We start from the raw sequence: 24,787 nt of genomic DNA on the forward strand, positions 1-24,787 counted from the left end.
TATCGCTCCGCAGGAGTTTAAATATGAATATTAAATTACCTATCAAACCTATTCGTATGCCTGATGTTTTAAAAAAAACAGGGCTTTCTCGCTCAACTATTCGCACCTTAGAGAAGAAAGGCGATTTTCCAAAGCGTATGTACTTATCTGTGCGCTGTGTTGCTTGGGAAGCTGAAGAAGTTGATGAGTGGTTGGAAAAGCGTTCTCAATCAAGAGAGACACCTAAGTGTTACACCGAACGTAAGCGTAATGAAGCCGGGCAGTTTGTGAGTAACGCCTAACCACTACCCATTTAACCAAAGGATATAACCATGAAAACACCAAACAAATTGCAAAATTTCATTTATTACTTAACTAAAGATGCCGCCAGGGATTCATTTGAAGAATGGCTAGAAGAAAATGAAATTAGCGATGATGAATACGAAGAAATAAAAGAATGGTTCAAGCAATTTGATATTAAGCCATACGTTTAATTACAGGAACTCAGTGCAAGGATGCAAACAGGAGATAGATATGAAAAAGCAAACCGTAGATTTACTAAATTCTAATGACGAAACTATTTTGATGATGCGAGGCAGCCAAACCAAAGAGCAAGTTATCGACGCTGCAATTAAAGAAAATATTATTTGTGAAAGCGATAAATCGGAATGGGTTAATTGCGATCGCATTGATGTTTGTTATTACAAGGCAGTTCCTCGTGATGGCTATTCAGTATATTACTATCCATCAAATAAAGATGTTAAAGGTGCATTTTTAGCGACAGCTTTAATTATCTTTTAATTTAACTCTCAGGGATGCAGTGAAGAGGAAATAGAAACCTTAAGTGTGAAGTCAAAATATAGTGACTAACTCGCAGGAATGCAAACAGGAGATAGATATGACTATTACATTAACAACAAAGCAAATAATTGCCATGGCTGATTTTGCTGGCTTAAAAGTAGAACTGCATGGCTTAGATATTGATGACGAAGCGGAATACACGCTAGATGATGAACATAATTTAGGCTGTTTCGATAAGTCAAAGCCTGTTTTTTACTGCACTGAATATCCAGAAGAAGGCGCTATCCAGTTGGATTAATTTAACTCGCAGGGATGCAATGAAGAGGAATGAATAATGGCAATAGTTCAGTTTTATATAGCAGGCGGTAAAGGCGAAGACCCATCAGGAATTAGTGAAGATAACCTCTATGAATTACCAGATGATTATAATTTCAGTGCTGATGATGACCTCGATTCATGCATTGAAGCATGTGCAGAATATTATCACGATAACTGTGACGGGTGTGAAGATAAATGGCCGTTGTTATTCATGTTATGGATTGACGACCAATATCTTGGCACGTTTGAAGTTGAGCGTGAGTTTGACCCAGTATTTTCAGCTAATAAGGTGGAATGAATATGAAAGACAGAATCAAGTTTAACGATGCAATGTTAGCGGCTGTCATGGATGGAAGAAAAACGCAGACACGTAGACCGATTGAGTCACAACCAAAAGTAACCGAGGAGGAGTTACGCAAACTTGGTGCATGGCAAGAAGGTTACACACTATCAGAGCAAGTATGTGCAGCATGGCGACATAGATTTGTTGATGTTGATTGTCCGTATGGTGAAACTGGCGACATCATTAACATTACAGACAAGGACTGTAATATCAAAGGGAGAATTAAAATTACTGATGTTTGGGTTCAGCAGATTCAGGAGATATCACAAGATGATGCACGCGCTGAAGGATTTGAGCTTACTGGGTGGCGACCTACTTATAGTGACCCAGACAGTGGCGGCGAGACATTCACACCATACGATAAATTCGCTGATGCATGGATAGATATTTACGGAGATGGAAGTTGGTCCTCTAATCCGTGGGTGTGGGTTATTGAGTTTCGCAAAGTAGACTAAGGAGGAATTTTGACAGTGGATTAGTCACATGGATGTGAGTATGATTCTTGCTTTAAATAAGGAGGAATTTTGACAGTGGATTAGTCACATGGATGTGAGTATGATTCTTGCTTTAAATAAGGAGGAATATCATGGATAATGCTTTGTTATTTTTAAAAGATAATGCTGTCGCAGTTGGTATTGCGTTAACTGCTGTAGGTTTAATTGGTGGCGCTATTGGAGCTAGTATAAGATTCTTAATTGATAATAAAAAAATTGCGAACGATAAGAAATCTATTCACCAACAAATGATAACAAATAATATAGCTCCGATGCGGCAGGAATGGATTAATGACATCAGAAATAAATCATCTGTTTTTTTATCTAACTGTGATTTTATAATTGGATATAAGTTAGCCAAATTCACTAAGGAGGAAGATTTCATTGAAAAATATAGAGATTCTTTTAAAAAAAGTTTATTTAGGCATAGCGAACTATATTTATATTTAAAAATGGCGCTTCCATTTTCTAGGGATGGAAATAATGAAGTGGTTTCAGATGCCATTAGGTCCCACTTAGAATACATAAATGATAGGTTAAATGAAAGAATAGGAATAACCAGTGAAATACATGATGAAATAATCAATGCTATACAATGTTGTGCCGAGAATTTTAAAATTCTACTAAAAAATGAGTGGAATGAAACAAAATCATTAAAAGAAATTAATAGTGAAAAACATAGTATTGAAAAGTTACCACCGCCTGAATGTACCTGTTCTGTAAAAAACAAATGACATCCGCACCCTGCACTAGCAGGGTTTTTTATACCTAAAATTCAGAGTAACAATTAATGCAAATAATCGGATATGTATTACTCATGCTAATACAGGGTTCTGCTGTACCTGTAACGGAAGATATATACACACAATCGGAATGCAATAAACGTGCTGAATATTTAATGTCAGTGAGGAATGTTGAAGTTGTTTGTGGAGAGGTGATTCGTGGTAAATAAAATAAAGCATCATTGGTTAGTTAGTTTTTATTCTAATCAGGATGGTCAAATGCAACAGCACTACAGAACATACTCAACAAGCAAATTTTTATTCGATAGCAAGTGCTTGGAATATTCTATTAGAGATATAGGAAGAGATAATACCACCATTACTTCTGTTTCATACCTTGGGGCTGGAACAAATAAGGAATTTAACTGTGGAATCAATGAACAAACGAAATCAATTACTTAATCGTATTAATTGGGACGCTCAAGATGTTGGGATGATAAGACTTAGAAATGAAGATATAGGGAATAAACTTCAAATTCGATGTACTGCATTATGGAAAGAATTATTAAATACTGACAATCCATCCGATGATTTAATTAATCGATTAACAATATTCCACAATGATGTTGAATTATCAGCCAAGCAAACAGGATTATATAATGAATAAATACACCGAACTATCTGACTTTGAGATTAATTTATTAGTAGCGCAATTTGTTTTACCTGAAACGCAATACGATGTAATCAAGCAAACAATGGATATTATCCAATTCCTTGTTGATGGGTCGTTTGGTTATCGTTTTTTCGACCCATGCAACAACCCATCCGATGCAATGCCGATTATTATTGAGAATAAGATATGCCTACTTGCTGGTGACGGTAATTTCTGGTGTGCTAGATATGGAGAGTGGACTCTACTTCCTTATCCATCTGGTATTGAGTTTATAGAAAAAGCGCAAGTTATAAACGATAGCCCATATCGCGCAGCTATGGAATTATTCTTAATGATGAGAGATGCTGAACGTGAAACCAATACTTGATATGTGTTGTGGCTCTCGCATGTTTTATTTTGATAAACAAGACGACCGAGTTTTATTTAATGATATTAGAGCCGAAGAACATATTTTATGTGATGGAAGAATTTTAAATATAACACCAGATATTATTTCTGATTTTAAAAACCTTCCATTACCAGATAATACCTTTTATCAGGTGCTATTTGACCCTCCTCATTTAATTAGAGTTGGTAAAAATAGCTGGATGTTTAAAAAATACGGTTTGTTAAATAAAGAATCATGGAGAGAAGATTTAAGTAAAGGGTTTAGTGAAGCATTTAGAGTGCTTAAGCCTGGAGGAACATTACTGTTCAAATGGAATGAAACCCAAATACCTGTTAAACAAATTTTAGCACTAACAGACCAAAAACCAACAGCAGTACAGCGTGTAGGTAAAAATGATAAGACGCACTGGATCTCTTTTCTTAAGGAGGTTAAATGAAAAAATACGACCTTATCTATTGTGATCCTCCGTGGGATTACAAAAATAAAGTTTCAAACGGTGCTGCTAAAAATCATTATCCAACAACCTCCCTCTTCAATTTAACCCATATCCCTATTCATTCTATTGCATCTGACAATGCAGTTCTTGCCATGTGGTATACAGGTAATTTTGTACTCGAGGCTATTAAATTAGCCGAAGCGTGGGGCTTTAAAGTGCGCACAATGAAAGCTTTTACTTGGGTTAAGTTTAACCCTTTAGCATGGCAACGAATTGATAAGGCTATTCAAAACAGCGAGTTATTTGATTATCACGACCTGTTTGAACTATTAGATGCTGAAACAAAAATGAATGGGGGTAACTACACCAGAGCCAATAGTGAAGATGTTTTAATCGCTACTCGAGGCAATGGATTACAGCGCATTAGTGCTAGCGTTAAGCAAATCGTATTTAGTTGTTTAGGTGAGCATAGTGAAAAGCCGTGGGAAGTAAAAAACCGTCTTGAACAGTTGTACGGTGATGTAAGTCGCATTGAGCTATTCGCTCGTGACATGTCACAAGGTTGGGATGCATGGGGCAATCAATGTCCTAACAACAGTATCGAACTTATCAATTCTCATTTTATTTATAAGGAATAAATATGCCTGATATCGCAGATGATGCTAATGACTTAACGGCTCTACAAATCAACACCGCATTAGCAAACAGAGAACCACCAGCAAAAAGCTTAACTGGGTTTTGTATCTGGTGTCGTGAAGAGCCTGTAACAGAAAACAGCGCTTACTGTTCTAAAGAGTGTGGTGATGATCATGCTCAGTACAAAAGGAAAAACGGATAATGATTATTGTACTCATGTTATTGGCTGTGTACTTATGGCTTGCTGGATACCTATTTTCAGAGTCTAAGCACGAAAGCGACAATATAAAAGATATTGTGGCCAGACTGTTTTACTCAACAATCTGGCCTATTGTCGGTGTGCTTTACCTATCGTCACTACTTGCTTATAAAACACTTGGCGAAGAATGACCGAGCGTTAATCTTTCTCTTTTATCCATTCATCCACCATATCAGCCCACTCTTGTAACATCTTCCTACGCTGTTCAGCATATTCAGCCTTGTTATAAACGGCTCTAACGCCATTTTGAACGTGTGCTAAACATTTCTCTATCCAATCTGAGTTATAACCGGCTTCGTGCAATAGCGTGCTGGCTGTACGTCGTAAATCGTGAACAGTAACCGGTTCGAACTCAATACCTTTTTCATTGATACGTTTTACGGTGCCATCAATCACGTTATTCAATGCAGCATTAGAAAGTGGTTTTTTAATATCATATCGACCAGGCATTAAGTAATTGCTCCCCATCGCGCAGACTTTCATACCGGTGATGATATCCATTGCTTGGTCAGAGAGATAAATAACATGCTCTTTTCTCCCCTTCATTCGCCCTTTAGGGATCACCCATTGTCTATTTTTAAAGTCTATTTCATCCCATGTAGCATGAATAAACTCAGACTTTCTGACTAATGTTAGCAATACAAATTTAACAGCCAATTTTAAGGTTGGATAACAACTATAGTTTTCTAGTTCACGAAATAAGATACCGATTTCTTTCGGTGACATTGCCCTTTCGCGCGCTTGAAAAGTCCCTATCGAAGATGCCTTTATTGCATCTGCTGGGTTACTAATTTCATAACCTCTGTCTATGGCATAAGTAAAAACAGAGCCAACAATCTCACGCACTTGTAATGCAGTCGCTTTTGCGCCCCTATCTTTTATCTTTTCACACAATGCTCTAAGCCGTGGCGTGGTGATCTCTTCTAGTTGAAGCTTGCCGAATACGGGATAGATTTCTTTTTCAATAATAGCTTCTTTCATGGCCCTAGTAGAGTCGGCATATTGGGCATCATTAAGAAAATTGACGGTATAGTCTTTGAATACCGCTCCTATTTTTTTACTCTCAATACCGTCACGTTTCTTTGAAGCTGGCGATATACCTGCGTTTAGTAGCCTTTTTGCTTCAATTAATTCGGCTCTTGCTTCTGCAAGCGTGATACCGTCAGCACTGTATCGACCAAAAGTAACCGTTTCTCTCCTTCCATTAAAACGATAATCATATCTAAATGAAATAACACCACTTTTTGTCACTGCAACGTATAAACCATCTCGATCAGATACTTTATAAAGCTTATCTTGTGGCTTTAAACTTCTCAGTTTTGTATCGGTCAGCATGCTATAACCTCAATGCTGATACCGTCAAATGACAGCAAATTTATGACGGTATCAGTGTCTTAATTTTATAATTTATTTTTTGATACCGTCACATATACCGTCATTTTTTTCGGTTCTTGTCAACCATTACCAACCATAGAAAACAAAAAAGCCACCAGTAACTTACTGATGGCTCTTGGTTTTTTAACCTTTATCAACTATTGCTGATAAACGGTAGTTTATTCCCACTCAATCGTTGCAGGTGGTTTACCGCTGATATCATAAACAACGCGGGAAATACCACTAACTTCATTAATAATGCGGTTAGAAACACGACCTAAGAAGTCATATGGTAAATGTGCCCAATGCGCTGTCATAAAGTCCACAGTTTCAACTGCACGTAATGAAACAACCCAGTCATATTTACGACCGTCGCCCATAACACCCACTGAACGCACAGGTAAGAACACGGTAAATGCTTGACTTACTTTGTTATATAAATCAGCTTTATGCAGTTCTTCGATAAAGATAGCATCAGCACGACGTAATAAATCACAGTACTCTTTCTTGATCTCACCTAATACGCGAACCCCTAAACCTGGGCCCGGGAATGGGTGACGATAAAGCATGTCGTATGGTAAGCCTAACTCTAAACCAATCTTACGCACTTCATCTTTAAACAGCTCTTTTAATGGCTCAACTAAGCCCAGCTTCATATCTTCTGGTAAACCACCCACGTTATGGTGCGATTTAATTACATGAGCTTTACCTGTTGCAGATGCAGCAGACTCAATCACATCAGGATAGATAGTGCCTTGTGCTAACCATTTAACTTGTGGCTGTTTAACAGCTTCTTCATCAAAGATTTCAATGAATGTATGACCAATAATTTTGCGTTTTTTCTCAGGATCGTTTTCACCTTTCAATGCAGTTAGGAAACGATCTTCGGCTTCAACATGGATAATATTTAGGTCAAATTTGCCTTTAAACATTTCCATGACTTGTTCTGCTTCATTCAGACGCAATAAGCCGTTATCAACAAATACACATGTTAAACGTTTACCAATCGCACGGTTTAACAATAATGCAGTTACTGATGAATCAACACCGCCTGATAACGCTAAAATAACGTGATCATCACCAATTTGCTCTTTTAAACGAGCAACAGTGTCTTCAATAATGGCGGCGGAAGTCCACAGCGCATCACAACCACAGATATCTAAAACAAAACGTTTTAAAATCGCTAAACCTTGATGGGTATGTGTAACTTCAGGGTGGAATTGAACACCATAAAAACGTTTTTCTTCATTCGCCATGATAGCAAATGGACAAGTTTCAGTGCTCGCTACTGTTACAAAATCTGAAGGAATAGCAGTAACTTTGTCACCGTGGCTCATCCATACATCTAATAATGGTTTACCATCTTCGCTAACAGAATCTTGAATATCACGGGACAGTGCACAAGTTTCACGAATTTCAACTTGTGAGTAACCAAATTCACGCTCACCAGAAACTTCGACGTCGCCACCTAATTGCATCGACATCGTTTGCATACCATAACAAATTCCTAATACAGGAACACCTGCATTGAATACGTATTCTGGTGCGCGAGGGCTGTTGTCTTCAGTAGTACTTTCAGGGCCACCAGACAGAATAATACCATTAGGATTAAATTCACGAATTTGTTCTTCTGTAACATCCCATGCCCAGAGTTCACAATAAACGCCGATTTCACGAATACGACGAGCAATAAGCTGCGTATACTGTGAACCGAAATCAAGGATAAGAATGCGATGATTATGGATATTTGCTGTCATTTGTGGTGAATTCCAAAACAGATAAAGTCATAAAGTTGAAAGGCTTGCTAATTTATAATCAAAACAAAGTAATAACTAAAACAAGCCTTTCTCGGAATAAATTACATACCTAAGCGATAGTTAGGCGATTCTTTCGTGATGGTCACATCATGGACATGGCTTTCTTGAATACCTGCACCACTGATACGAACAAATTCAGCTTTGGTATTTAAATCTTTAATTGTTGCGCAACCAGTTAAGCCCATGCATGAGCGTAAACCACCCATTTGTTGATGAACAATAGTTTTCAATAAACCTTTATAAGCAACACGACCTTCGATGCCTTCTGGTACTAATTTGTCTGCTGCATTATCAGTTTGGAAGTAACGATCTGATGAACCTTTAGACATCGCACCTAATGAACCCATGCCACGATAAGATTTATAAGAACGTCCTTGGAACAGTTCGATCTCGCCCGGAGATTCTTCAGTACCTGCAAACATTGAACCAACCATAACGCAAGCTGCACCTGCTGCTAATGCTTTTGCGATATCGCCAGAGAAACGAATACCGCCGTCTGCAATAACTGGAATGTTGCGATCTTTCAGTGCTTCAACAGCATCTGCAATAGCCGTAATTTGTGGTACACCCACACCGGTTACGATACGTGTTGTGCAAATAGAGCCTGGGCCAATACCTACTTTAACCGCGCTCACACCAGCATCTGCTAGTGCTAATGCACCTTCTGCGGTTGCAACGTTGCCACCAATAATAGGTAGATTTGGATATAATGCACGAGTATCACGAATACGCTGTAAGACACCTTCAGAGTGACCGTGAGATGAGTCAATAAGTAAAATATCAACGCCTGCAGCAACTAATGCAGCAACACGCTCTTCATTACCGGCACCTGCACCAACAGCAGCACCAACACGTAAACGACCGTGTTCGTCTTTACAAGCATTTGGTTTACGTTCTGCTTTCTTGAAGTCTTTTACAGTGATCATTCCTTTCAGGTGGAAGTTGTCATCAACCACTAAAGCTTTCTCTACACGTTTTTCATGCATTCTTTGCATGACAACATCTCGTGCTTCACCTTCTTGCACAGTCACTAAGCGCTCTTTTGGTGTCATTACCGCTGTAACAGGTTGGTCTAAATCAGTAACAAAACGAACATCACGGCCAGTAATAATACCCACTAATTCGTTGTCATTGGTCACAACTGGGTAACCCGCAAAGCCATTGCGTTCAGTCATTGCTTGAACTTCACGTAAAGAAGTTTCTGGTGTTACGGTAATAGGATCAGTGACAACACCACTTTCATGTTTTTTCACACGACGAACTTCTTCAGCTTGGCGTTCGATAGACATGTTTTTGTGAATAAAACCAATTCCACCTTCTTGAGCTAATGCGATAGCTAAAGGCGCTTCAGTCACAGTATCCATTGCAGCAGAAAGCATAGGAACATTTAGGCGGATTGTTTCAGTCAGTTGAGTGGATAAGTCGGCAGTATTAGGAAGAACAGTGGAGTGTGCAGGAACTAACAAAACATCATCAAATGTAAGTGCTTCTTTTTTAATTCGTAACATAGCAATATCTCACCAAGGCGGCTTTTAGGAAATAGAAAATATTGCCGCGGAATTATACACACCGTAATCGGTTGCTTCTAGCTTTTTTTTCAAAATTTTTATTGATCCTGCCACTAACTTAGGTAGTATCAGTCAATTAAGTCTTTGTTTTAAAATTTGATCTGGCTCACATGACACTACCGATAAACAATAATATTTTTACTGTTAGCCGTCTAAATAAGACCGTTCGCCAGTTATTAGAAATGGAAATGGGTCGCATTTGGATCAGCGCTGAAATTTCCAACTTTACTCAACCCTCTTCTGGTCACTGGTATTTTACGTTAAAAGATACTAATGCCCAAATTAGAGCGGCGATGTTTCGTGGTCAAAATAGTAAAGTGAATTTTCGTCCTCAACATGGTCAGCAAGTTTTAGTGCGTGCAACAATTACATTGTATGAACCACGAGGTGATTACCAATTGATTGTTGAAAGTATGCAACCTGCGGGTGACGGACTTTTACAACAACAATTTGAGCTGTTAAAACAAAAACTCAGTGCTGAAGGTTTATTTGATGCTATTCATAAAAAACCCCTGCCATCACCCGCTAAACAAATTGGTGTTATCACTTCATCAACAGGAGCAGCACTGCACGACATTTTAAATATTCTTCGCCGTCGTGATCCCTCTTTGCCTGTTCTTATCTATCCAACTGCGGTTCAAGGTGCTGAAGCGCCTATGCAAATTGTTCATGCCATCGAGCTTGCTAACCGCCGCAAAGAGTGTGATGTTTTAATTGTTGGTCGTGGCGGTGGCTCGTTAGAAGATCTCTGGGCATTTAATGATGAACGTGTTGCTCGTGCTATTTTTGCCAGCGAAATTCCGATTGTAAGCGCCGTTGGCCATGAAACTGATGTAACCATAGCTGATTTTATTGCCGACCTTAGAGCACCAACTCCTTCTGCAGCAGCAGAACTAATCAGCCGTAACAAGCTCGAGCTATTGCGCCAATTACAATCACAACAACAACGCCTTGAAATGGCGATGGATTACTATTTAGCAAAAAAATTACGCGCAATAACACAACTTCATCATCGTTTACAACAACAGCATCCTCATTTACGTCTTGCTCGTCAGCAAAATGTATTGGCTTCAACACAACAGCGTTTAGTTTCTAGTTTTCAGCGACTATTGCAAGCCAAACAACATCAACAAACACAACTACAAAAACGCCTTAATTACCAAGAGCCTAGTTCCCAAATTCAAGCATTACTTCGCCAACAACAACAGTTAATTTACCGTATGCGAGAAAGTATTTCACAACAGTTGTCTCGTCAACGTGAACAATTCGCTATTAGCTGTTCTCGCTTAGAAAGTGTGAGTCCTCTCGCAACACTTTCTCGTGGTTACAGTATTAGCGAAACAGAGTCTGGAGAAGTGCTGAAAAATACCAAACAGGTGAAAGTGGGCGATCCGCTAAAAACGCGTGTTGAAGATGGTTGGATCACCAGTGAAGTGGTTAAAACACAAAAGATAAAAGCTAAACGTAAGACTGCCTCTAAAAATGAGAATTAGCCATATCAAATGGTTTAGTTCAACATAAATAAAAAAGGAAAACGGCATCCGAATTATACTGATGCCGTTTTTTATTATTTATATTTTATGATAATCATTACGTTACATTAAAAACGTACTTCTCCTGCAAAAAGATAACTTCTACCGCGAGCTGTTTGTGTATTAGCACTCGGATCTTGCATAATTGGTGATGAATTACTTCTATCAAGCGCATTAGAATAGTTTTTATTCATTAAATTATGTACTGCGAATTTCAGTGAGATATTTTTATTAATTTGATAATTACCATAAACGTCAATTATCGTTGGGATTTTTTCTTGTTCAACCATTGGCACTATACCTAAATCGTAATCAACACCTTCTGGTGAAGATTTTCGTGATTTACCTGTTATTTGAATAACCGTACCCAGTTCTAATGACCTGTCATCAAAGAGGCGAATACCTGTATCTATAGTGGCATAATATTTAGGAAGCTCAGAAGCTGGTGATTGTCCAAAATCTAAGCTAGCAATTGATGTGGGTTGTGATGTGCGTTGATCACTATATGACAGATTAGCGTAGAATACTTCTGCATCATAATTAGCTTGTAACTCATAGCCACGTAAAACCACAGGATCGATACTGTTAGTATGAAGATTAATATTACCGTCATTTTCCATATTGGCGTAATCATCCAATGTTAATGTATCATCAGCTCTACAACGGATCCCTCCTTTGCACACGATAAAAGATTCACTAGAAATATAATTTTTGATCTTTGTGTAATACCATAATCCTTTAAATCGAAAGCTATCACCTTCGATAATTAAATCAGGGCGGTAACTATTAAACCCAAGCTGGAATGTATCAGCCTTTTCACTCTTTAAATATGGATTCATTGAAGCACCACCTTCATTGGCAAAAAAGATCTCTTGTGAAGTGGGTGCTCTCATGGTGTGAGCATAACTAACAAAGGGTTGAAATTCAGAAATAATTTCAGCGGAAAGTAACACCCCAGGATCCCAATTTCTATCATGACGATTTACATTCATTTCACCTTCAGGGAAACATGCATCACGAGCCGCACACGCTGGCTTATATCCTTTTATATTGTAATCCACATAATTTAAATTTAGGTCAAGAGTATAAATATCGTATTCAAATTTCATTTGTGAAAAGAAGCTAGTTAAATCATTTTTTCCTTGTGGTGCAAATGTATTATTTTCAACCATATTATTTGCTTGCCACGGGTCCGTAGAAGGCGCAATAACACTACGCTTGTATTCTGTTGACATTAATTTAGAGCCGAGTGTTAATGCCATATCAATTTCACCATAATTAAAACGGCTGGTATTTTTAACTACGAGAGAATCAGAGGTATTTTTGGCATTTGCATTACGCAAGCTCATTAAAGAATCGCCTTCAAATTTTTGAGACGCTTGGCTGTGACTCAAACGAATTTCACTGTCAAAAAGATCATTTAATGGTGTATAGCGATATTTTGCATAATAATCTTTAGCATCAATTTTACGTCGATTAAAATTATTATTATAAAATCGACCACTTAATTCTAATTCATGGGAATCGTTTGGTTTAATATTAATTTTTGCTAATTCTGAATGGGGCTTTTGATTAAAATGTTTATTAGTCGCAAATTCTTCACTATTAAAACCAGCACCATTTTTATAAGAAGATTCTATTTTGTGTCCACTTAACGCAATCATTGCACCAGCTGTACCATTATCATTAAATAATGAACGTTGTCCTGCAAAAGCAACCATACCGTTATAACCTAACCCATTAGTACCACCAGCTGCTTTACTTCTTACTCCCCATGAATTTCCTTTAAATAAAATATCTTCGATACCAATAGTTTTAAAATTAGCGCTACCTGCTAAGGCATTGATACTATTTTCACCATCTTGTTGACCTCGAGAAATATCAACTTGAACAATAAAGTTTGGATCAAGCATGCTATTAAATTGATTATATGGCTGACCACCATGGCTAATTTGGCTAGGAGATGTGCTATATGTTGTTTGCGTAACACCATCTACCATCATATTAACGCGCCCAAACCCACTAAGTCCGCGAATATTGACACTCACACCTGGTTGACTTACATCCATTTGAGTGTAAGTCCCAGGGGTTGATCGCAATGCTTGTTCAACAGACTCGAGATTATTAATTTCACCAATAGAACTACAAGCACCTGGTTTTCCCAATGTTTTCTGTTCTGGTGTTTCTTTTTGTGCTGATGAAACTTTTAAGCTACTAAATTGAACCGCTTTATCCACTTCAGATGCGATGACGAGATGATTAACACCTGAAAATAAAATAAGAGTACTAAGTATTTTCCTTGTAAACTTCATAATAAACCTATTCTTTATTTTTATTGAAATAGGCTCACGTTGCTTTATATAAAGTAATTAAACCAAAAAATATTATTATTATATTCGCTTTAAATAATAGCGCTGTCTCTCTTAAAGAGAGACAGGCTAATTTTATTAAACTTATTTATTATTACAGATTATTCTATTTTATATTTTGAGCTTTAAAATAGACTTCAGGTTGTTCTAACATCAGAATAAAGGCATATTCTTTCGCAGTATCGCGTAAGCGGTTAAAACGTCCTGATTTACCGCCGTGTCCTGCACTCATATTAGTATCAAGTAATAATAGATTATTATCTGTTTTTAATTCACGCAATTTAGCAACCCACTTTGCAGGCTCCCAATATTGCACTTGTGAATCATGTAATCCTGTTGTGACTAATAAATGAGGATAAGCCTTAGCAACGACATTATCGTATGGGCTATATGATTTTAAGCGGAAATAAACGTCTCTATCAGCAGGATTTCCCCACTCTTCATATTCCCCTGTTGTTAAAGGGATTGATGCATCTAGCATGGTTGTCACAACATCAACAAATGGAACTTGAGATACAACACCACGGTATAATTCTGGTGCCATATTCACAACAGCGCCCATTAATAAACCACCCGCACTGCCCCCCATAGCATAAACGTGTTTAGGTGCTCCGTAACCTTCAGCAATTAGGTATTTAGTGGCATCAATAAAGTCAGTAAAAGTATTAACCTTATGTTCCATTTTACCTTGGTTATACCAGCGCTTACCTAATTCACCACCACCACGCACATGCACAATCGCATAGACAAAACCTCGGTCTAACAAACTTAAACGAGGTGAGCTAAATGAAGGATCAATACTACTACCGTAAGAGCCATAACCATAAATTAAGATAGGATTTTCACCTTTCTTAAATAAGTCTTTGCGGTAAACCAATGATACGGGAACTTCAACACCATCTTGTGCTTTTACCCAAATGCGCTCACTTTCATACAAATCACGTTCAAAGCCTTTCACTTCTTGCTGTTTAAGCAGTTGCTTTTGATGTGTTTGCATATTCCATTGATAAGTTGAAGATGGTGTTGTCATGGATGTATAACCGAACCGAAGCTCTTCACTATCTGCTTGAGGGTTAAACCCTAACCATGCCATATAAACAGGATCGTCAAATGTGACATTGGTTGATTGACCTGTTTTCCAATCAATTTGGCGTAATGACACTAAACCTTGCTTTCTTTCTTCAACCACCAACCAGCGATTAAAGAGATCAAAACCTTCTAAATCGACATCTTTTTGTGGCGCAATGACGGTTTCCCAAGGCTTATCAATTGAGGCCGTTTTATAAAGACCAAATAATTCACTCTCATGATTCGAACGAATATAAAATTCACCATTAAAATGGTCGATATCATATTCGCGCCCTTCTTGACGTGCAGAGAAGATAACCATTGGTTTTTCTGGTGCATTTGCATCAATTAAGCGAGACTCTGAAGTGGTTGAACTTTCGATAGAGACCAGAATGTAATCTTCAGATTTACTTTTACCCATCCAGGTATAAAAACGATCATCGTTTTCTTCAAAGATTTTGACGTCTTGTTTACGATCTGTGCCATATTGATGGCGATAGATTTGATAAGGCAGTAGTGTTTGCGGATCTTTATCAACATAAAATAGTGTTTTGCTATCATTTGCCCACACTAAGTTTGCTGAGATATTGGTTAACACATTCTCTTTCCATGTGTTATCTGATAAATCTTTATAGGCAACATTATAGTTTCTGCGCCCTTCTTTATCTTCTGCAATGGCAATGCGTTTGTTATCTGGGCTAATGGTCAAATCACCTAATTGATAGAATTCATGCCCTTTAGCACGTTCGTTTCCATCAACGAGAACTTCCCATTCACCTTCACTATTAACTGGCTTACGCTGATAAATAGGAAAATCTTTACCTTCTTGGTAAATAGTACGATAAGTATAGCCATTATAAATATAAGGCACAGACTCATCATTTTGAGCCATACGGCTAACCATCTCATTGAAGAGTGTTTCTTCTAATGCCTTACCTTCTTTCATTACAGATTCGGTATAAGCGTTTTCAGCATTCAGATAATCAAGCACTTTTGGATCTTTGCGTGAATCATCTCTTAGCCAATAATAATTATCAGTACGTGCATCGCCATGTTCTGTCATCACATGAGGCACTTTATTCGCTTTTGGTGGCGTCACTAGGGAGTCCTTTTGATTTTGAGCCAATGCAGGTGTTGTTGAAATTAACAAAGCCATGATCGCACTCGTTAATTGCAACGTCATCCGTTTTTTTGTTGCGACTAGCATAACGTTTTATTTCCTTTTTAACCTGTCGTTAGAACGTTAGTGTAGAAAACTCAATTGGCATTTCAACCATTATTTTACCTTTCGACAATAACTCAATTGGCGGTATCGGTAAGGGCTCTGCACGTTTGAGTACTCTTTGTGCTTCTCTATCTAAAGAGCGCACACCACTGCTGAGAATTAATTCACTGGATATGACATAACCTTGTTCATCAACAAAAAAGCGTACTTTAGAAACACCACTTCTGCCTTTGCTTTTTGCTTCTTCAGGATAGGCTTTATAGCGATTAAGGTGTCCTTTTGTTTTAGCTTGCCATAATGCTAATGCGCTTTCTGAGCTATCTGAATCGCTGTCATAATTTGCACTGACATCATTAGATTGCTGTTTCGCCGCGGAGCGACTACTTGAAGGTGCTGATTGGCTAGACACATTTTCACTCATAATCGGTGCAGGTTTTACAGGAGAGGTAACAGGAGTTACTTTAGCAGTTTGCTCTACATTAACCCTTTTTTGGGGTTTTTCGATCAAAATATCAGCATTTTCATTCACAATAAGATCAGGCTGCTTTTCAGCAATATCCTGCTCTATCTTTTTTTGGCTTGCCACTGCCAGTTGTTGATCGACTCCTACAACCTGTTTTTCATCACTGAGCGCTTGTACATTTTCACTTAAGCTCATCATTACAGCTAATTCAGGCTCTTGTATTAATACCGTATTTTCTTTATTGAGAAAAAAATAAGCCATGACAAAAACAGCGTGTACACCGATAGCCAAAATTAACGCCTTAGAACTGCAAAGCTGAAATTTTGGCATTTGATCCATACAAGAGGAAATAAGCATAATCGTGTTATCAATAAATTAAGGTAATGCGACAGGTGTTATCCAAAGATAATCTGCATGAACTGAAGTAACATCACTTCCCTCTTCTGCCATTATCACGACTGTCACGTTTTCATTCGGCGCTAAATCAGCAACGTGTAAAGGTACACCCATTATTTTTGTGGCATGAAAAGAGCCAGCAATTAAAAGTGCAGGCGTAGGAGCATCTAATAAACTTTTCGCCATTGCACGATCACGCAATTGCTGGATAACTGTCATTTTTTCTGCTTGTGTTTTATCAAGCTCGCCACCATGAGAAAGCTCGATTGTTTTTTGAATAAGTTGGCGAACGGATTTATCAGTTGAATGCACACCATCAATAATAGGAGGATTTTTATACGCACTAGATATTTCACTACGATCAATATTGGCGGCTAATAAAGGATAATCGGCGCTTAGTCCTGCTTTAACAATATTGCCATACCATTTCCAAGGCCAACCTGAATTCCACTTTAATGCAGCCATTAATCGCTCATCACGTAAGTATTCAGATCCTGAATAACGTTTCTTTGTGTTATCAACTAAGGATTGCTGGCTTGGCGTTAGCATCTCGAGTAAAACAGCGCCTTGGGGTCGCTTTTTAGGTAACTCTGTCATCAACCAATATTCAATATCATGATGATAAGCATTGTCATGTTTTTCGCCAATAATCACACGTGATTGACTTGCTAATCGTGTTAATAGTGTATCTGCTGTGATGGATTGCCCAGTCTGAGTATCAATGATATTTGCCGACTGAATAATTGTCAGATCTACGGGTGATGCAGGTTGTTTTTCTATCGAATGACATGCTGAAAGACTAATTAATGAAACTAGTAGTAAGATCCTTTTTGATATTGAGAAAAACATAATCATCCTATTAGTTATATATACTTACTTCAGTTGGGCAAATAGGTTAATATTATTGCTAATAATTATCAATATCATTCTTATATTAATTTGCATTTGGTGCTTTTATACCTATTTTAAAGATACAAAAAAAGCGCCTGATAAAAGGCGCTTTATGGATGTGACTATCTAATTAGTAACAATTAGTTTTGAGATTTTGCCTGAGCTTCAACAACAGCTAATGCCACCATATTCACGATACGACGTACTGACGCAATTGGTGTCAAGATGTGTGCTGGTTTAGCAACACCCATTAATACAGGCCCTACTGTTACACCATCAGAGCTCGTTACACGTAATAAGTTATAGCTAATACGTGCGGCTTCCATTGTTGGCATAACTAACAGGTTTGCAGAGCCTTTTAATGGACTATCTGGCATCACGTCACGACGAATAGATTCTACTAATGCCGCATCTGCGTGCATTTCACCATCAATTTCTAATTCAGGTGCGCGTTGTTTGATTATCTCTAATGCTTTTCTGAGTTTAATTGAAGATGGGCTATCGAATGAACCAAAGCTTGAACGAGAAACCAGAGCTGCTTTTGGCTCAATACCAAAGCGACGGATAGTATCAGCAGCCATAATCGTTATATCGGCTAGCTGTTCTGCGGTTGGATCTTCATTAACGTAAGTATCTGTAATAAAGGTGTTACCACTTGGCAATAACAGTGCGTTCATTGCGCCAGCTGTTTCCATTCCTTCACGTAAACCGAACACATTTTTGTAGATTTCAAAATGTTCAGAATAGCTACCTACTGTACCGCAAATCAGGCCGTCTGCTTCACCTCGGCGAACCATAATGGCACCAATCAGTGTTGGATTACCAATCATTGCACGGCGAGCTTGCTCTTGTGATACACCGCGACGTTTCATGATTTGGTGATATTCTTGCCAGTACTCTTTGAAACGTGGATCGTTTTCATTATTCACCACTTCAAAGTCTTTACCGGCTTTAATATGTAAACCCAATTTCTGAATACGCATTTCAATCACACTAGGGCGACCAATTAAGATTGGTGTGGCTAATCCTAACGTTACTAGTTCTTGCGTTGCATGCAGTACACGGTTTTCTTCCCCTTCTGCTAATACAATACGTTTTTTCTCTTTCTTCGCTTGAGAGAAAATAGGCTTCATAAATAAGTTTGTTTTATAAACAAACTCATTAAGGTGTTCAATATAAGCAGAGAAGTCTTCAATTGGACGTGTCGCAACACCAGAATCCATCGCTGCTTTTGCAACTGCTGGCGCAATTTTCACAATCAAACGTGGATCAAATGGTTTTGGAATAATGTATTCAGGACCAAAAGAGAGTTCCTGATCACCATAAGCAGAAGCAACTTCTTCGTTTTGTTCTGCTAACGCTAATTCTGCAATAGCATGAACACAGGCGAGTTTCATTTCCTCATTAATTGCAGTCGCACCAACGTCTAATGCGCCACGGAAAATGAATGGGAAACACAATACGTTATTAACCTGATTTGGGTAGTCTGAACGCCCTGTACAGATAATTGCATCTGAACGTACTGCTTTTGCTAGCGGTGGTAAAATTTCAGGTTCTGGATTTGCAAGCGCGAGAATAAGTGGATCGCGTGCCATTTTTTTGACCATTTCTTGCGTTAATACGCCCGGCCCTGAACAACCTAAGAAGATGTCAGCATTATTAATTACATCATCTAATGTACGAGTACCATTATCTTCAATCGCATAAGCCGCTTTAGTTTCTGCCATATTGGCTTCACGACCGCGGTAGATAACCCCTTTAGAGTCACATACAGTGATGTTTTCGCGTGTTAGCCCTAAAGCAACCAATAAGTTCATACAAGCAATAGATGCGGCGCCGGCTCCTGATACCACTAATTTTACTTTGCTGATCTCTTTTTTAATAATACGTAAGCCATTGAGAATGGCTGCTGTAGAAATAATCGCTGTACCATGCTGATCATCATGGAATACAGGAATGTTCATTTTCTCACGCAGTTTTTTCTCAATATAGAAACACTCTGGTGCTTTAATGTCTTCGAGGTTAATACCACCAAATGTTGGCTCTAATGACGCAATAATATCAACAAGTTTATCAGGATCTGTCTCATTAACTTCGATGTCAAAAACATCAACGCCAGAAAACTTCTTAAATAAAACGCCTTTACCTTCCATCACAGGCTTACCTGCTAAGGCACCGATATTTCCAAGTCCAAGTACTGCAGTACCATTTGAAATCACCGCGACAAGGTTGCCTTTAGCTGTATAGCGATAAGCGGCAAGAGGATCGGCTGCAATTTCTAAACAAGGAGCGGCGACACCTGGTGAATAAGCTAATGCTAAATCACGTTGAGTTATGAGTGGTTTTGTCGGTGTTACTGTGATTTTGCCTGGTACGGGAAATTCATGAAAATCCAGAGCGCTTTGTTTTAATTTGTCTTCCATCTTCATATCCTTTGTATCAATAGGGTAAGGGCTTCGTTAGTATAATGGTAATGGAGCGTTAAATCATGACGGCTCCGACACTTTTTTCAAATTAGTAAACGAGATCCATTATAAACAATTAATACCTAATTATAGGTATATTATTGACGCTATTTAATTTCATCTGTGTAATAAACTCGAACAGAAAAAAGACAATATTTGTTTATTATTTACCAGATATTAAATTAACATTTAAAATAATTAAATTTTTTATATAGTTTAAAAAAACAATAACTATTTTCACTTGTTGATTATTTTTAAAATAGTCTCACCCCCGCACAACTCATTGTAACTATAAAGATTTTATAGAATTGGATTTTTTGTTAGTCTTTTTGGTTATTTTCTTTTTTACCAGTAACAATAATTGGTGTAATATTGCCAACCGTCAATTTTATTTTCTTATTCTTTTAATAAGATGTCTGATTCTAATTTTTATTCCTCATTTGGAATTTACTTTTTTATTTTCTGCTATTGGAAAGATTACACACATTATTATTTTTTTTTAGGGAGAGGGGTTATGCCTAGCTACTCAATTATGATAGTGGATGATCACCCTATCATGAGATATGGATTACGGCTATTGTTAGAAAAAGACAAGGATTTTGTCGTAGTAAGCGAAAGTGGCAATGCTCAAGAGGCTGTAACCGCTGCAAAACAATTGAATCCAGACTTAATTATGATGGATTTAAATCTACAAGGGCGTTCAGGTATTGATATTATTCGGACACTTCGTCGCTCTGGTTTAACATCTTATGTTCTTGTTTTATCCGTTTCTGATTCACGTAATGATGTTTATGCTGCGTTGGATGCAGGCGCAAACGGTTATCTTTTAAAAGAGTGTGAATTAGACATGCTATTACTTAGTCTACGCAAAGCAGCTGTTGGGCATCCAGTTTATAGCGAGCGAGTGTGGCAATATATTCAGCTTAGACAAAACTATTCTGATCCACTTTCAGCGTTGACTAAAAGAGAATTAGATGTTCTTCATGAAGTGTCTGCTGGAATGAAAAATAAGCAAATTGCTGAGAATTTATTTATTTCTGAAGAAACAGTGAAAGTTCACATTCGTAATATTTTAAAGAAACTGCAAGTCACTTCTCGTTTAGCTGCCAGTCTTATTCTTATTAAGCATCAGCACTAAACGTTTTACCCCGACGCTAGGTCGGGGTAATAAGATATATCGTTTTAATATTCCATTTAAGGCTACATCAAGTCATTTGTTACTCAATAGGTACTGGATAACTCAATACTTTAAAATGGTTATCAGGTAATTTCTCAATATTTAACTGATACAGCTCTCGATTTATCCCATTAATCACAATATCAAGTTCGCTAAAAGCAGATTGTATTTCTTCATTGGTTGCCCATGAAGGAACACCTTTCACTCCATAATAGAAATAAATTTTACTTTTACCTGAGCCTATTGGCTGAATTTCTTTTATCTGACTAATGAAAAGATGACCATAACAGAAGTCTTGATAAGGTTGCCAAGCTTTGCGCCCTTTTTCACTAAGATTGAACACCCACTCTTCTCCATTTGCGGTTTGTTCAATCAATCCTGCTTCGACTAATGCATGCATTCTTTCTAATACCCAAGGTGCATCATCTTCATTGCTGTACACAGGCCATTTCCCTTCGCCCAAACACAATAAATAATCACTGTTAAAAAAGGCCTCTAAGGCTATTTTATACTCATCAACTTTTGGACTGTCTTTTTCTTCGTCTGCCCAACTAAAAGAAGAGAGTAAAAGCAATATAAGACTCAGTGAAATACTTTTCATATTTTCTTTTACCAACGGAAATCTTTATTCGTATTTGTATTACTCTACGCTACACAATTCGTTACACTAACGTGACAGTTTAATATCCGATATATTTTATAATGTAAATAGGATTTTTCACTACAACAAAAGCTGTTATTTTGGAATTGTATAACACTCATTAACATCAATACTAATATTACGTATTGTCATATAAGGAAAATATCATGTCCACGACAAACCTGACATATACCATGTACGGCATAAAAAATTGCGATACCATCAAAAAAGCGCGTAAATGGTTAGATGATAATCATATTCCTTACGCGTTTCATGATTACCGCAAAGAGGGTTTGACGGAAGCATTATTACGCACCTTTACAGAAAATTTAGATTGGCAGACACTTGTGAATAAAAGAGGAACAACTTGGCGTCAATTATCCGATGAAGAAAAGAACGCAATCACTGATGTTACCTCTGCAATTTCACTTATGTTAGATAAACCAGCCATTATTAAACGTCCTATTCTTGTGTCATCTGACAACCGCTTTATCGTTGGTTTTGATACCAATGATTATTCGACCTTTACAGGAGCCTAATTTTTATGTCCTGTCCTGTTATTGAGCTTGCACAACAACTGATTTCGCGTCCATCAATCAGCCCTGATGATCAAGGTTGTCAGCAATTGATTATTGATAGGCTTGCCCCTCTTGGTTTTACCATTGAAAGAATGCCTTTTGGTGAAACTGAAAATCTCTGGGCTTGTCGTGGTGGTGAAGGTGAAACGCTGGCTTTTGCTGGTCATACTGATGTTGTACCAACAGGTGATCCTAATTTATGGGATAACCCACCTTTTGAACCATCTATTCGTGATGGTATGTTATATGGGCGCGGAGCAGCAGATATGAAAGGTTCGCTTGCCGCCATGATTGTAGCCGCTGAGCGCTTTGTTCGATCTTATCCTGATCACCGTGGACGACTCGCTTTTTTAATTACATCAGATGAAGAAGCTAAAGCCGCAGATGGTACGGTTAAGGTCGTACAATCATTAATATCACGTGGCGAACGCCTTGATTATTGCCTTGTGGGTGAACCTTCAAGCCAACATCATTTAGGTGATATGGTAAAAAATGGTCGCCGAGGCTCAATAACAGCAAATTTAATTATTCAAGGTGTGCAAGGTCATGTCGCGTATCCTCACCTTGCAGAAAATCCTATTCATCTTGCCTCTCCTTTTATCCAAGAACTTGTTAATACCGTTTGGGATGAAGGCAACGAATTTTTCCCTGCCACCACAATGCAAATTGCCAATATTCATGCAGGTACAGGCAGTAATAATGTGATCCCCGGTGAGCTGTTTATTCAATTTAATTTCCGCTTTAGTACCGCAATTACGGATGAAGAAATTCGTCAACGCACAGAAGCGTTATTACAAAAACACCAACTTCGCTACCAATTAGAATGGTCGTTATCTGGTCAGCCTTTTATTACTGGACAAGGTAAGTTACTTGAAGCAGTACGCTACTCAGTTAAGCATTACACCAATTTAGAGCCAGAACTCTCCACCAGTGGGGGCACTTCTGATGGTAGATTTATTGCCCAAATGGGAGCACAAGTTGTCGAATTAGGCCCCGTTAATGCAACAATCCATAAAGTTAATGAGTGTGTTAATGCAGCCGATTTACAACAACTTAGCCGAATTTATCAGCGGGTTATGGAGCAACTTATTTTATGATAACGCCTTTAATGCTAACGGGCCGTTCTACCGACCATTTAGTCACTTTATCCGGTCAGCATCGCTTACAATTTAATGCCACTAAGGCTTTTTTAGCGTTACAGCAACAAGCCACAAAAGCAGGCTTTAAATTAATGCCAGCTAGCTCTTTTCGTGATTTTAATCGTCAATTAGCGATATGGAATGGAAAGTTTGAAGGCAGTCGTCCTGTTTTAGATGCACAGAGCCAACCAATGGATATTCATGCATTATCAGAAGGTGAACGCTGTCTCGCTATTTTAAAATGGTCGGCGTTGCCCGGTGCAAGTCGCCATCATTGGGGTACTGAGATTGATATTTACGACCCTTTTCGCTTATCTGAAGGTCAATCATTACAATTAGAACCTTGGGAATACGAAGAAGGTGGCTATTTTGCAGAGCTTAATGGATGGTTAACGGAGAATATGTCAGCGTATGATTTTTATCGCCCTTTTACTCATAAAGAAAGCGATATTGCTTACGAGCCTTGGCATATCAGTTACTGGCCACTTTCTCATGAAGCTTCGCTTGCTTACACACCTGATATTCTAAAATCGGTGTTAGAAGAAGAAAATATTTATGGTAAACAGTGGCTATTAGCTAATCTTGATGAAATATTTGCACGTTACATTGTTTTGCCTGAATAACGTCATTTTTCACATGGAGCTTCTTGTTGATCGTTAACGGGAAGCCTCCACATAAATATCAACAAACACACTAAGATTATTAGCAATACTATTCTGACCCAAAGCATAGACACTAACCACAGAGAAATCGCAAAGGTAATTAAGATCACTAAGATGGCTTTAGGTTTTGCCCCTTTAGGCATAGCACGATAAGTTTGCCAATATCGTAAATAAGGGCCAAACCAAGAGCGATAAAGTAACCAATAATGGAAACGCTTTGACGAGCGAGAAAAACACCATGTGGCTAGTAATAAGAAAGGTGTAGTGGGTAATACAGGTAAAATAACCCCTAATGAGGCTAATCCTACACATAACCAACCTGCTATAATCAATAATATCCGTTTCATGCTGTGCTTTTCCAACTCATGCTTTAT

Annotated in this window: 27 protein-coding genes; 17 read left to right on the forward strand and 10 right to left on the reverse strand. The window is 38.0% G+C overall.

The genetic code is table 11. From position 1 onward, the window contains the following. Positions 1 to 23: 23 nt before the first annotated feature. The 12 genes from NBG71_RS05820 to NBG71_RS05875 all read left to right on the forward strand — a co-directional run bounded on the left by NBG71_RS05820 (position 24) and on the right by NBG71_RS05875 (position 4,992). On the forward strand, positions 24 to 281 hold the full coding sequence (locus tag NBG71_RS05820) for a helix-turn-helix transcriptional regulator (protein ID WP_250916633.1): 258 nt from the start codon (positions 24 to 26) through the stop codon (positions 279 to 281). A gap of 30 nt (positions 282 to 311) precedes the next feature. Next, entirely contained in the window at positions 312 to 473 is a 162-nt protein-coding gene (locus tag NBG71_RS05825; protein ID WP_161748125.1) for a hypothetical protein, read from the forward strand. A gap of 40 nt (positions 474 to 513) precedes the next feature. Beyond that, complete coding sequence (locus NBG71_RS05830) at positions 514 to 780, forward strand: hypothetical protein (protein WP_250916634.1); 267 nt, start codon at positions 514 to 516, stop codon at positions 778 to 780. A gap of 97 nt (positions 781 to 877) precedes the next feature. After that, the gene (locus NBG71_RS05835) at positions 878 to 1,078 is read left to right on the forward strand and encodes a hypothetical protein (protein ID WP_250916635.1); all 201 of its coding nucleotides are present in this window, start codon (positions 878 to 880) and stop codon (positions 1,076 to 1,078) included. Between the two features lie 36 nt (positions 1,079 to 1,114). Further along, complete coding sequence (locus NBG71_RS05840; RefSeq protein ID WP_250916636.1) at positions 1,115 to 1,396, forward strand: hypothetical protein; 282 nt, start codon at positions 1,115 to 1,117, stop codon at positions 1,394 to 1,396. Between the two features lie 2 nt (positions 1,397 to 1,398). Then, positions 1,399 to 1,896 carry an ASCH domain-containing protein gene (locus NBG71_RS05845; RefSeq protein ID WP_250916637.1) on the forward strand — a complete coding sequence of 166 codons (498 nt, stop codon included), beginning with the start codon at positions 1,399 to 1,401 and terminating at the stop codon, positions 1,894 to 1,896. 131 nt (positions 1,897 to 2,027) lie between these two features. Further along, the gene (locus NBG71_RS05850) at positions 2,028 to 2,669 is read left to right on the forward strand and encodes a hypothetical protein (RefSeq protein ID WP_250916638.1); all 642 of its coding nucleotides are present in this window, start codon (positions 2,028 to 2,030) and stop codon (positions 2,667 to 2,669) included. A gap of 415 nt (positions 2,670 to 3,084) precedes the next feature. Further along, positions 3,085 to 3,324: a hypothetical protein gene (locus tag NBG71_RS05855; protein WP_175246683.1), complete on the forward strand. Its 240-nt coding sequence runs from the start codon at positions 3,085 to 3,087 to the stop codon at positions 3,322 to 3,324. Next, positions 3,317 to 3,697 carry a phage protein NinX family protein gene (locus NBG71_RS05860; RefSeq protein WP_250916639.1) on the forward strand — a complete coding sequence of 127 codons (381 nt, stop codon included), beginning with the start codon at positions 3,317 to 3,319 and terminating at the stop codon, positions 3,695 to 3,697. The genes NBG71_RS05855 and NBG71_RS05860 overlap by 8 nt, the downstream gene beginning before the upstream one ends. Positions 3,698 to 3,716: 19 nt before the next feature. Then, positions 3,717 to 4,154, forward strand: a complete 438-nt coding sequence (locus NBG71_RS05865; RefSeq protein WP_144242568.1) for a class I SAM-dependent methyltransferase — start codon at positions 3,717 to 3,719, stop codon at positions 4,152 to 4,154. Beyond that, positions 4,151 to 4,792 (forward strand): MT-A70 family methyltransferase, encoded by a 642-nt coding sequence (locus tag NBG71_RS05870; RefSeq protein ID WP_250916640.1) that lies wholly within the window; start codon positions 4,151 to 4,153, stop codon positions 4,790 to 4,792. Before NBG71_RS05865 ends, NBG71_RS05870 begins: the two co-directional genes overlap by 4 nt. A 2-nt stretch (positions 4,793 to 4,794) precedes the next feature. Continuing rightward, on the forward strand, positions 4,795 to 4,992 hold the full coding sequence (locus tag NBG71_RS05875; protein WP_036936127.1) for a hypothetical protein: 198 nt from the start codon (positions 4,795 to 4,797) through the stop codon (positions 4,990 to 4,992). A 195-nt stretch (positions 4,993 to 5,187) separates the two neighbouring features. On the opposite strand, the gene NBG71_RS05880 is transcribed toward NBG71_RS05875, so the two are convergent. The 3 genes from NBG71_RS05880 to guaB form a co-directional block, all read right to left on the reverse strand. Beyond that, complete coding sequence (locus NBG71_RS05880) at positions 5,188 to 6,384, reverse strand: tyrosine-type recombinase/integrase (protein ID WP_250916641.1); 1,197 nt, start codon at positions 6,382 to 6,384, stop codon at positions 5,188 to 5,190. Positions 6,385 to 6,602: 218 nt separating this feature from the next. Beyond that, the gene (gene guaA, locus NBG71_RS05885; protein WP_250916642.1) at positions 6,603 to 8,180 is read right to left on the reverse strand and encodes a glutamine-hydrolyzing GMP synthase; all 1,578 of its coding nucleotides are present in this window, start codon (positions 8,178 to 8,180) and stop codon (positions 6,603 to 6,605) included. Positions 8,181 to 8,281: 101 nt separating this feature from the next. Beyond that, positions 8,282 to 9,748 carry an IMP dehydrogenase gene (gene guaB / locus NBG71_RS05890; protein ID WP_075671849.1) on the reverse strand — a complete coding sequence of 489 codons (1,467 nt, stop codon included), beginning with the start codon at positions 9,746 to 9,748 and terminating at the stop codon, positions 8,282 to 8,284. 170 nt (positions 9,749 to 9,918) lie between these two features. On the opposite strand from guaB, the gene xseA reads away from it, so the two are divergent. Then, the gene (gene xseA, locus NBG71_RS05895; protein WP_098942515.1) at positions 9,919 to 11,301 is read left to right on the forward strand and encodes an exodeoxyribonuclease VII large subunit; all 1,383 of its coding nucleotides are present in this window, start codon (positions 9,919 to 9,921) and stop codon (positions 11,299 to 11,301) included. Positions 11,302 to 11,408: 107 nt separating this feature from the next. Here the strand turns inward: xseA and NBG71_RS05900 are convergent, their stop codons facing one another. The 5 genes from NBG71_RS05900 to maeB form a co-directional block, all read right to left on the reverse strand. Then, the gene (locus NBG71_RS05900; RefSeq protein WP_250916643.1) at positions 11,409 to 13,652 is read right to left on the reverse strand and encodes a TonB-dependent receptor; all 2,244 of its coding nucleotides are present in this window, start codon (positions 13,650 to 13,652) and stop codon (positions 11,409 to 11,411) included. Positions 13,653 to 13,815: 163 nt separating this feature from the next. After that, positions 13,816 to 15,984 (reverse strand): S9 family peptidase, encoded by a 2,169-nt coding sequence (locus NBG71_RS05905; protein ID WP_211838400.1) that lies wholly within the window; start codon positions 15,982 to 15,984, stop codon positions 13,816 to 13,818. 28 nt (positions 15,985 to 16,012) lie between these two features. Then, the gene (locus tag NBG71_RS05910) at positions 16,013 to 16,756 is read right to left on the reverse strand and encodes an energy transducer TonB family protein (RefSeq protein ID WP_223673588.1); all 744 of its coding nucleotides are present in this window, start codon (positions 16,754 to 16,756) and stop codon (positions 16,013 to 16,015) included. 84 nt (positions 16,757 to 16,840) lie between these two features. Then, a complete protein-coding gene (locus tag NBG71_RS05915) occupies positions 16,841 to 17,710 on the reverse strand; it encodes a ChaN family lipoprotein (RefSeq protein WP_075671859.1) in 870 nt (289 codons plus the stop codon). Positions 17,711 to 17,892: 182 nt separating this feature from the next. Then, positions 17,893 to 20,175 (reverse strand): NADP-dependent oxaloacetate-decarboxylating malate dehydrogenase, encoded by a 2,283-nt coding sequence (maeB, locus tag NBG71_RS05920; RefSeq protein WP_250916644.1) that lies wholly within the window; start codon positions 20,173 to 20,175, stop codon positions 17,893 to 17,895. A gap of 556 nt (positions 20,176 to 20,731) precedes the next feature. Here maeB and NBG71_RS05925 point away from each other — a divergent pair. Beyond that, on the forward strand, positions 20,732 to 21,355 hold the full coding sequence (locus NBG71_RS05925) for a response regulator (protein WP_075671862.1): 624 nt from the start codon (positions 20,732 to 20,734) through the stop codon (positions 21,353 to 21,355). A gap of 79 nt (positions 21,356 to 21,434) precedes the next feature. Here NBG71_RS05925 and NBG71_RS05930 read toward each other — a convergent pair whose 3' ends face one another. Beyond that, positions 21,435 to 21,995: an SEN1982 family lipoprotein gene (locus tag NBG71_RS05930; protein WP_075671863.1), complete on the reverse strand. Its 561-nt coding sequence runs from the start codon at positions 21,993 to 21,995 to the stop codon at positions 21,435 to 21,437. A gap of 206 nt (positions 21,996 to 22,201) precedes the next feature. Here NBG71_RS05930 and NBG71_RS05935 point away from each other — a divergent pair, with 206 nt between their 5' ends. The 3 genes from NBG71_RS05935 to NBG71_RS05945 are packed head-to-tail and all read left to right on the forward strand — an operon-like array spanning position 22,202 to position 24,374. Further along, positions 22,202 to 22,573, forward strand: coding sequence for an ArsC family reductase (locus NBG71_RS05935; protein ID WP_075671864.1), 372 nt, complete (start codon positions 22,202 to 22,204; stop codon positions 22,571 to 22,573). A gap of 5 nt (positions 22,574 to 22,578) precedes the next feature. After that, complete coding sequence (dapE, locus tag NBG71_RS05940; protein WP_109418869.1) at positions 22,579 to 23,709, forward strand: succinyl-diaminopimelate desuccinylase; 1,131 nt, start codon at positions 22,579 to 22,581, stop codon at positions 23,707 to 23,709. Beyond that, the gene (locus tag NBG71_RS05945; RefSeq protein ID WP_250916645.1) at positions 23,706 to 24,374 is read left to right on the forward strand and encodes a M15 family metallopeptidase; all 669 of its coding nucleotides are present in this window, start codon (positions 23,706 to 23,708) and stop codon (positions 24,372 to 24,374) included. Before dapE ends, NBG71_RS05945 begins: the two co-directional genes overlap by 4 nt. A 2-nt stretch (positions 24,375 to 24,376) precedes the next feature. On the opposite strand, the gene NBG71_RS05950 is transcribed toward NBG71_RS05945, so the two are convergent. Next, positions 24,377 to 24,760: a DUF454 family protein gene (locus NBG71_RS05950; RefSeq protein WP_075671868.1), complete on the reverse strand. Its 384-nt coding sequence runs from the start codon at positions 24,758 to 24,760 to the stop codon at positions 24,377 to 24,379. Between the last annotated feature and the right edge of the window lie 27 nt (positions 24,761 to 24,787).

The organism is Proteus sp. FZP2095 (genome assembly GCF_023701425.1).
Lineage (GTDB): Bacteria > Pseudomonadota > Gammaproteobacteria > Enterobacterales > Enterobacteriaceae > Proteus > Proteus cibarius.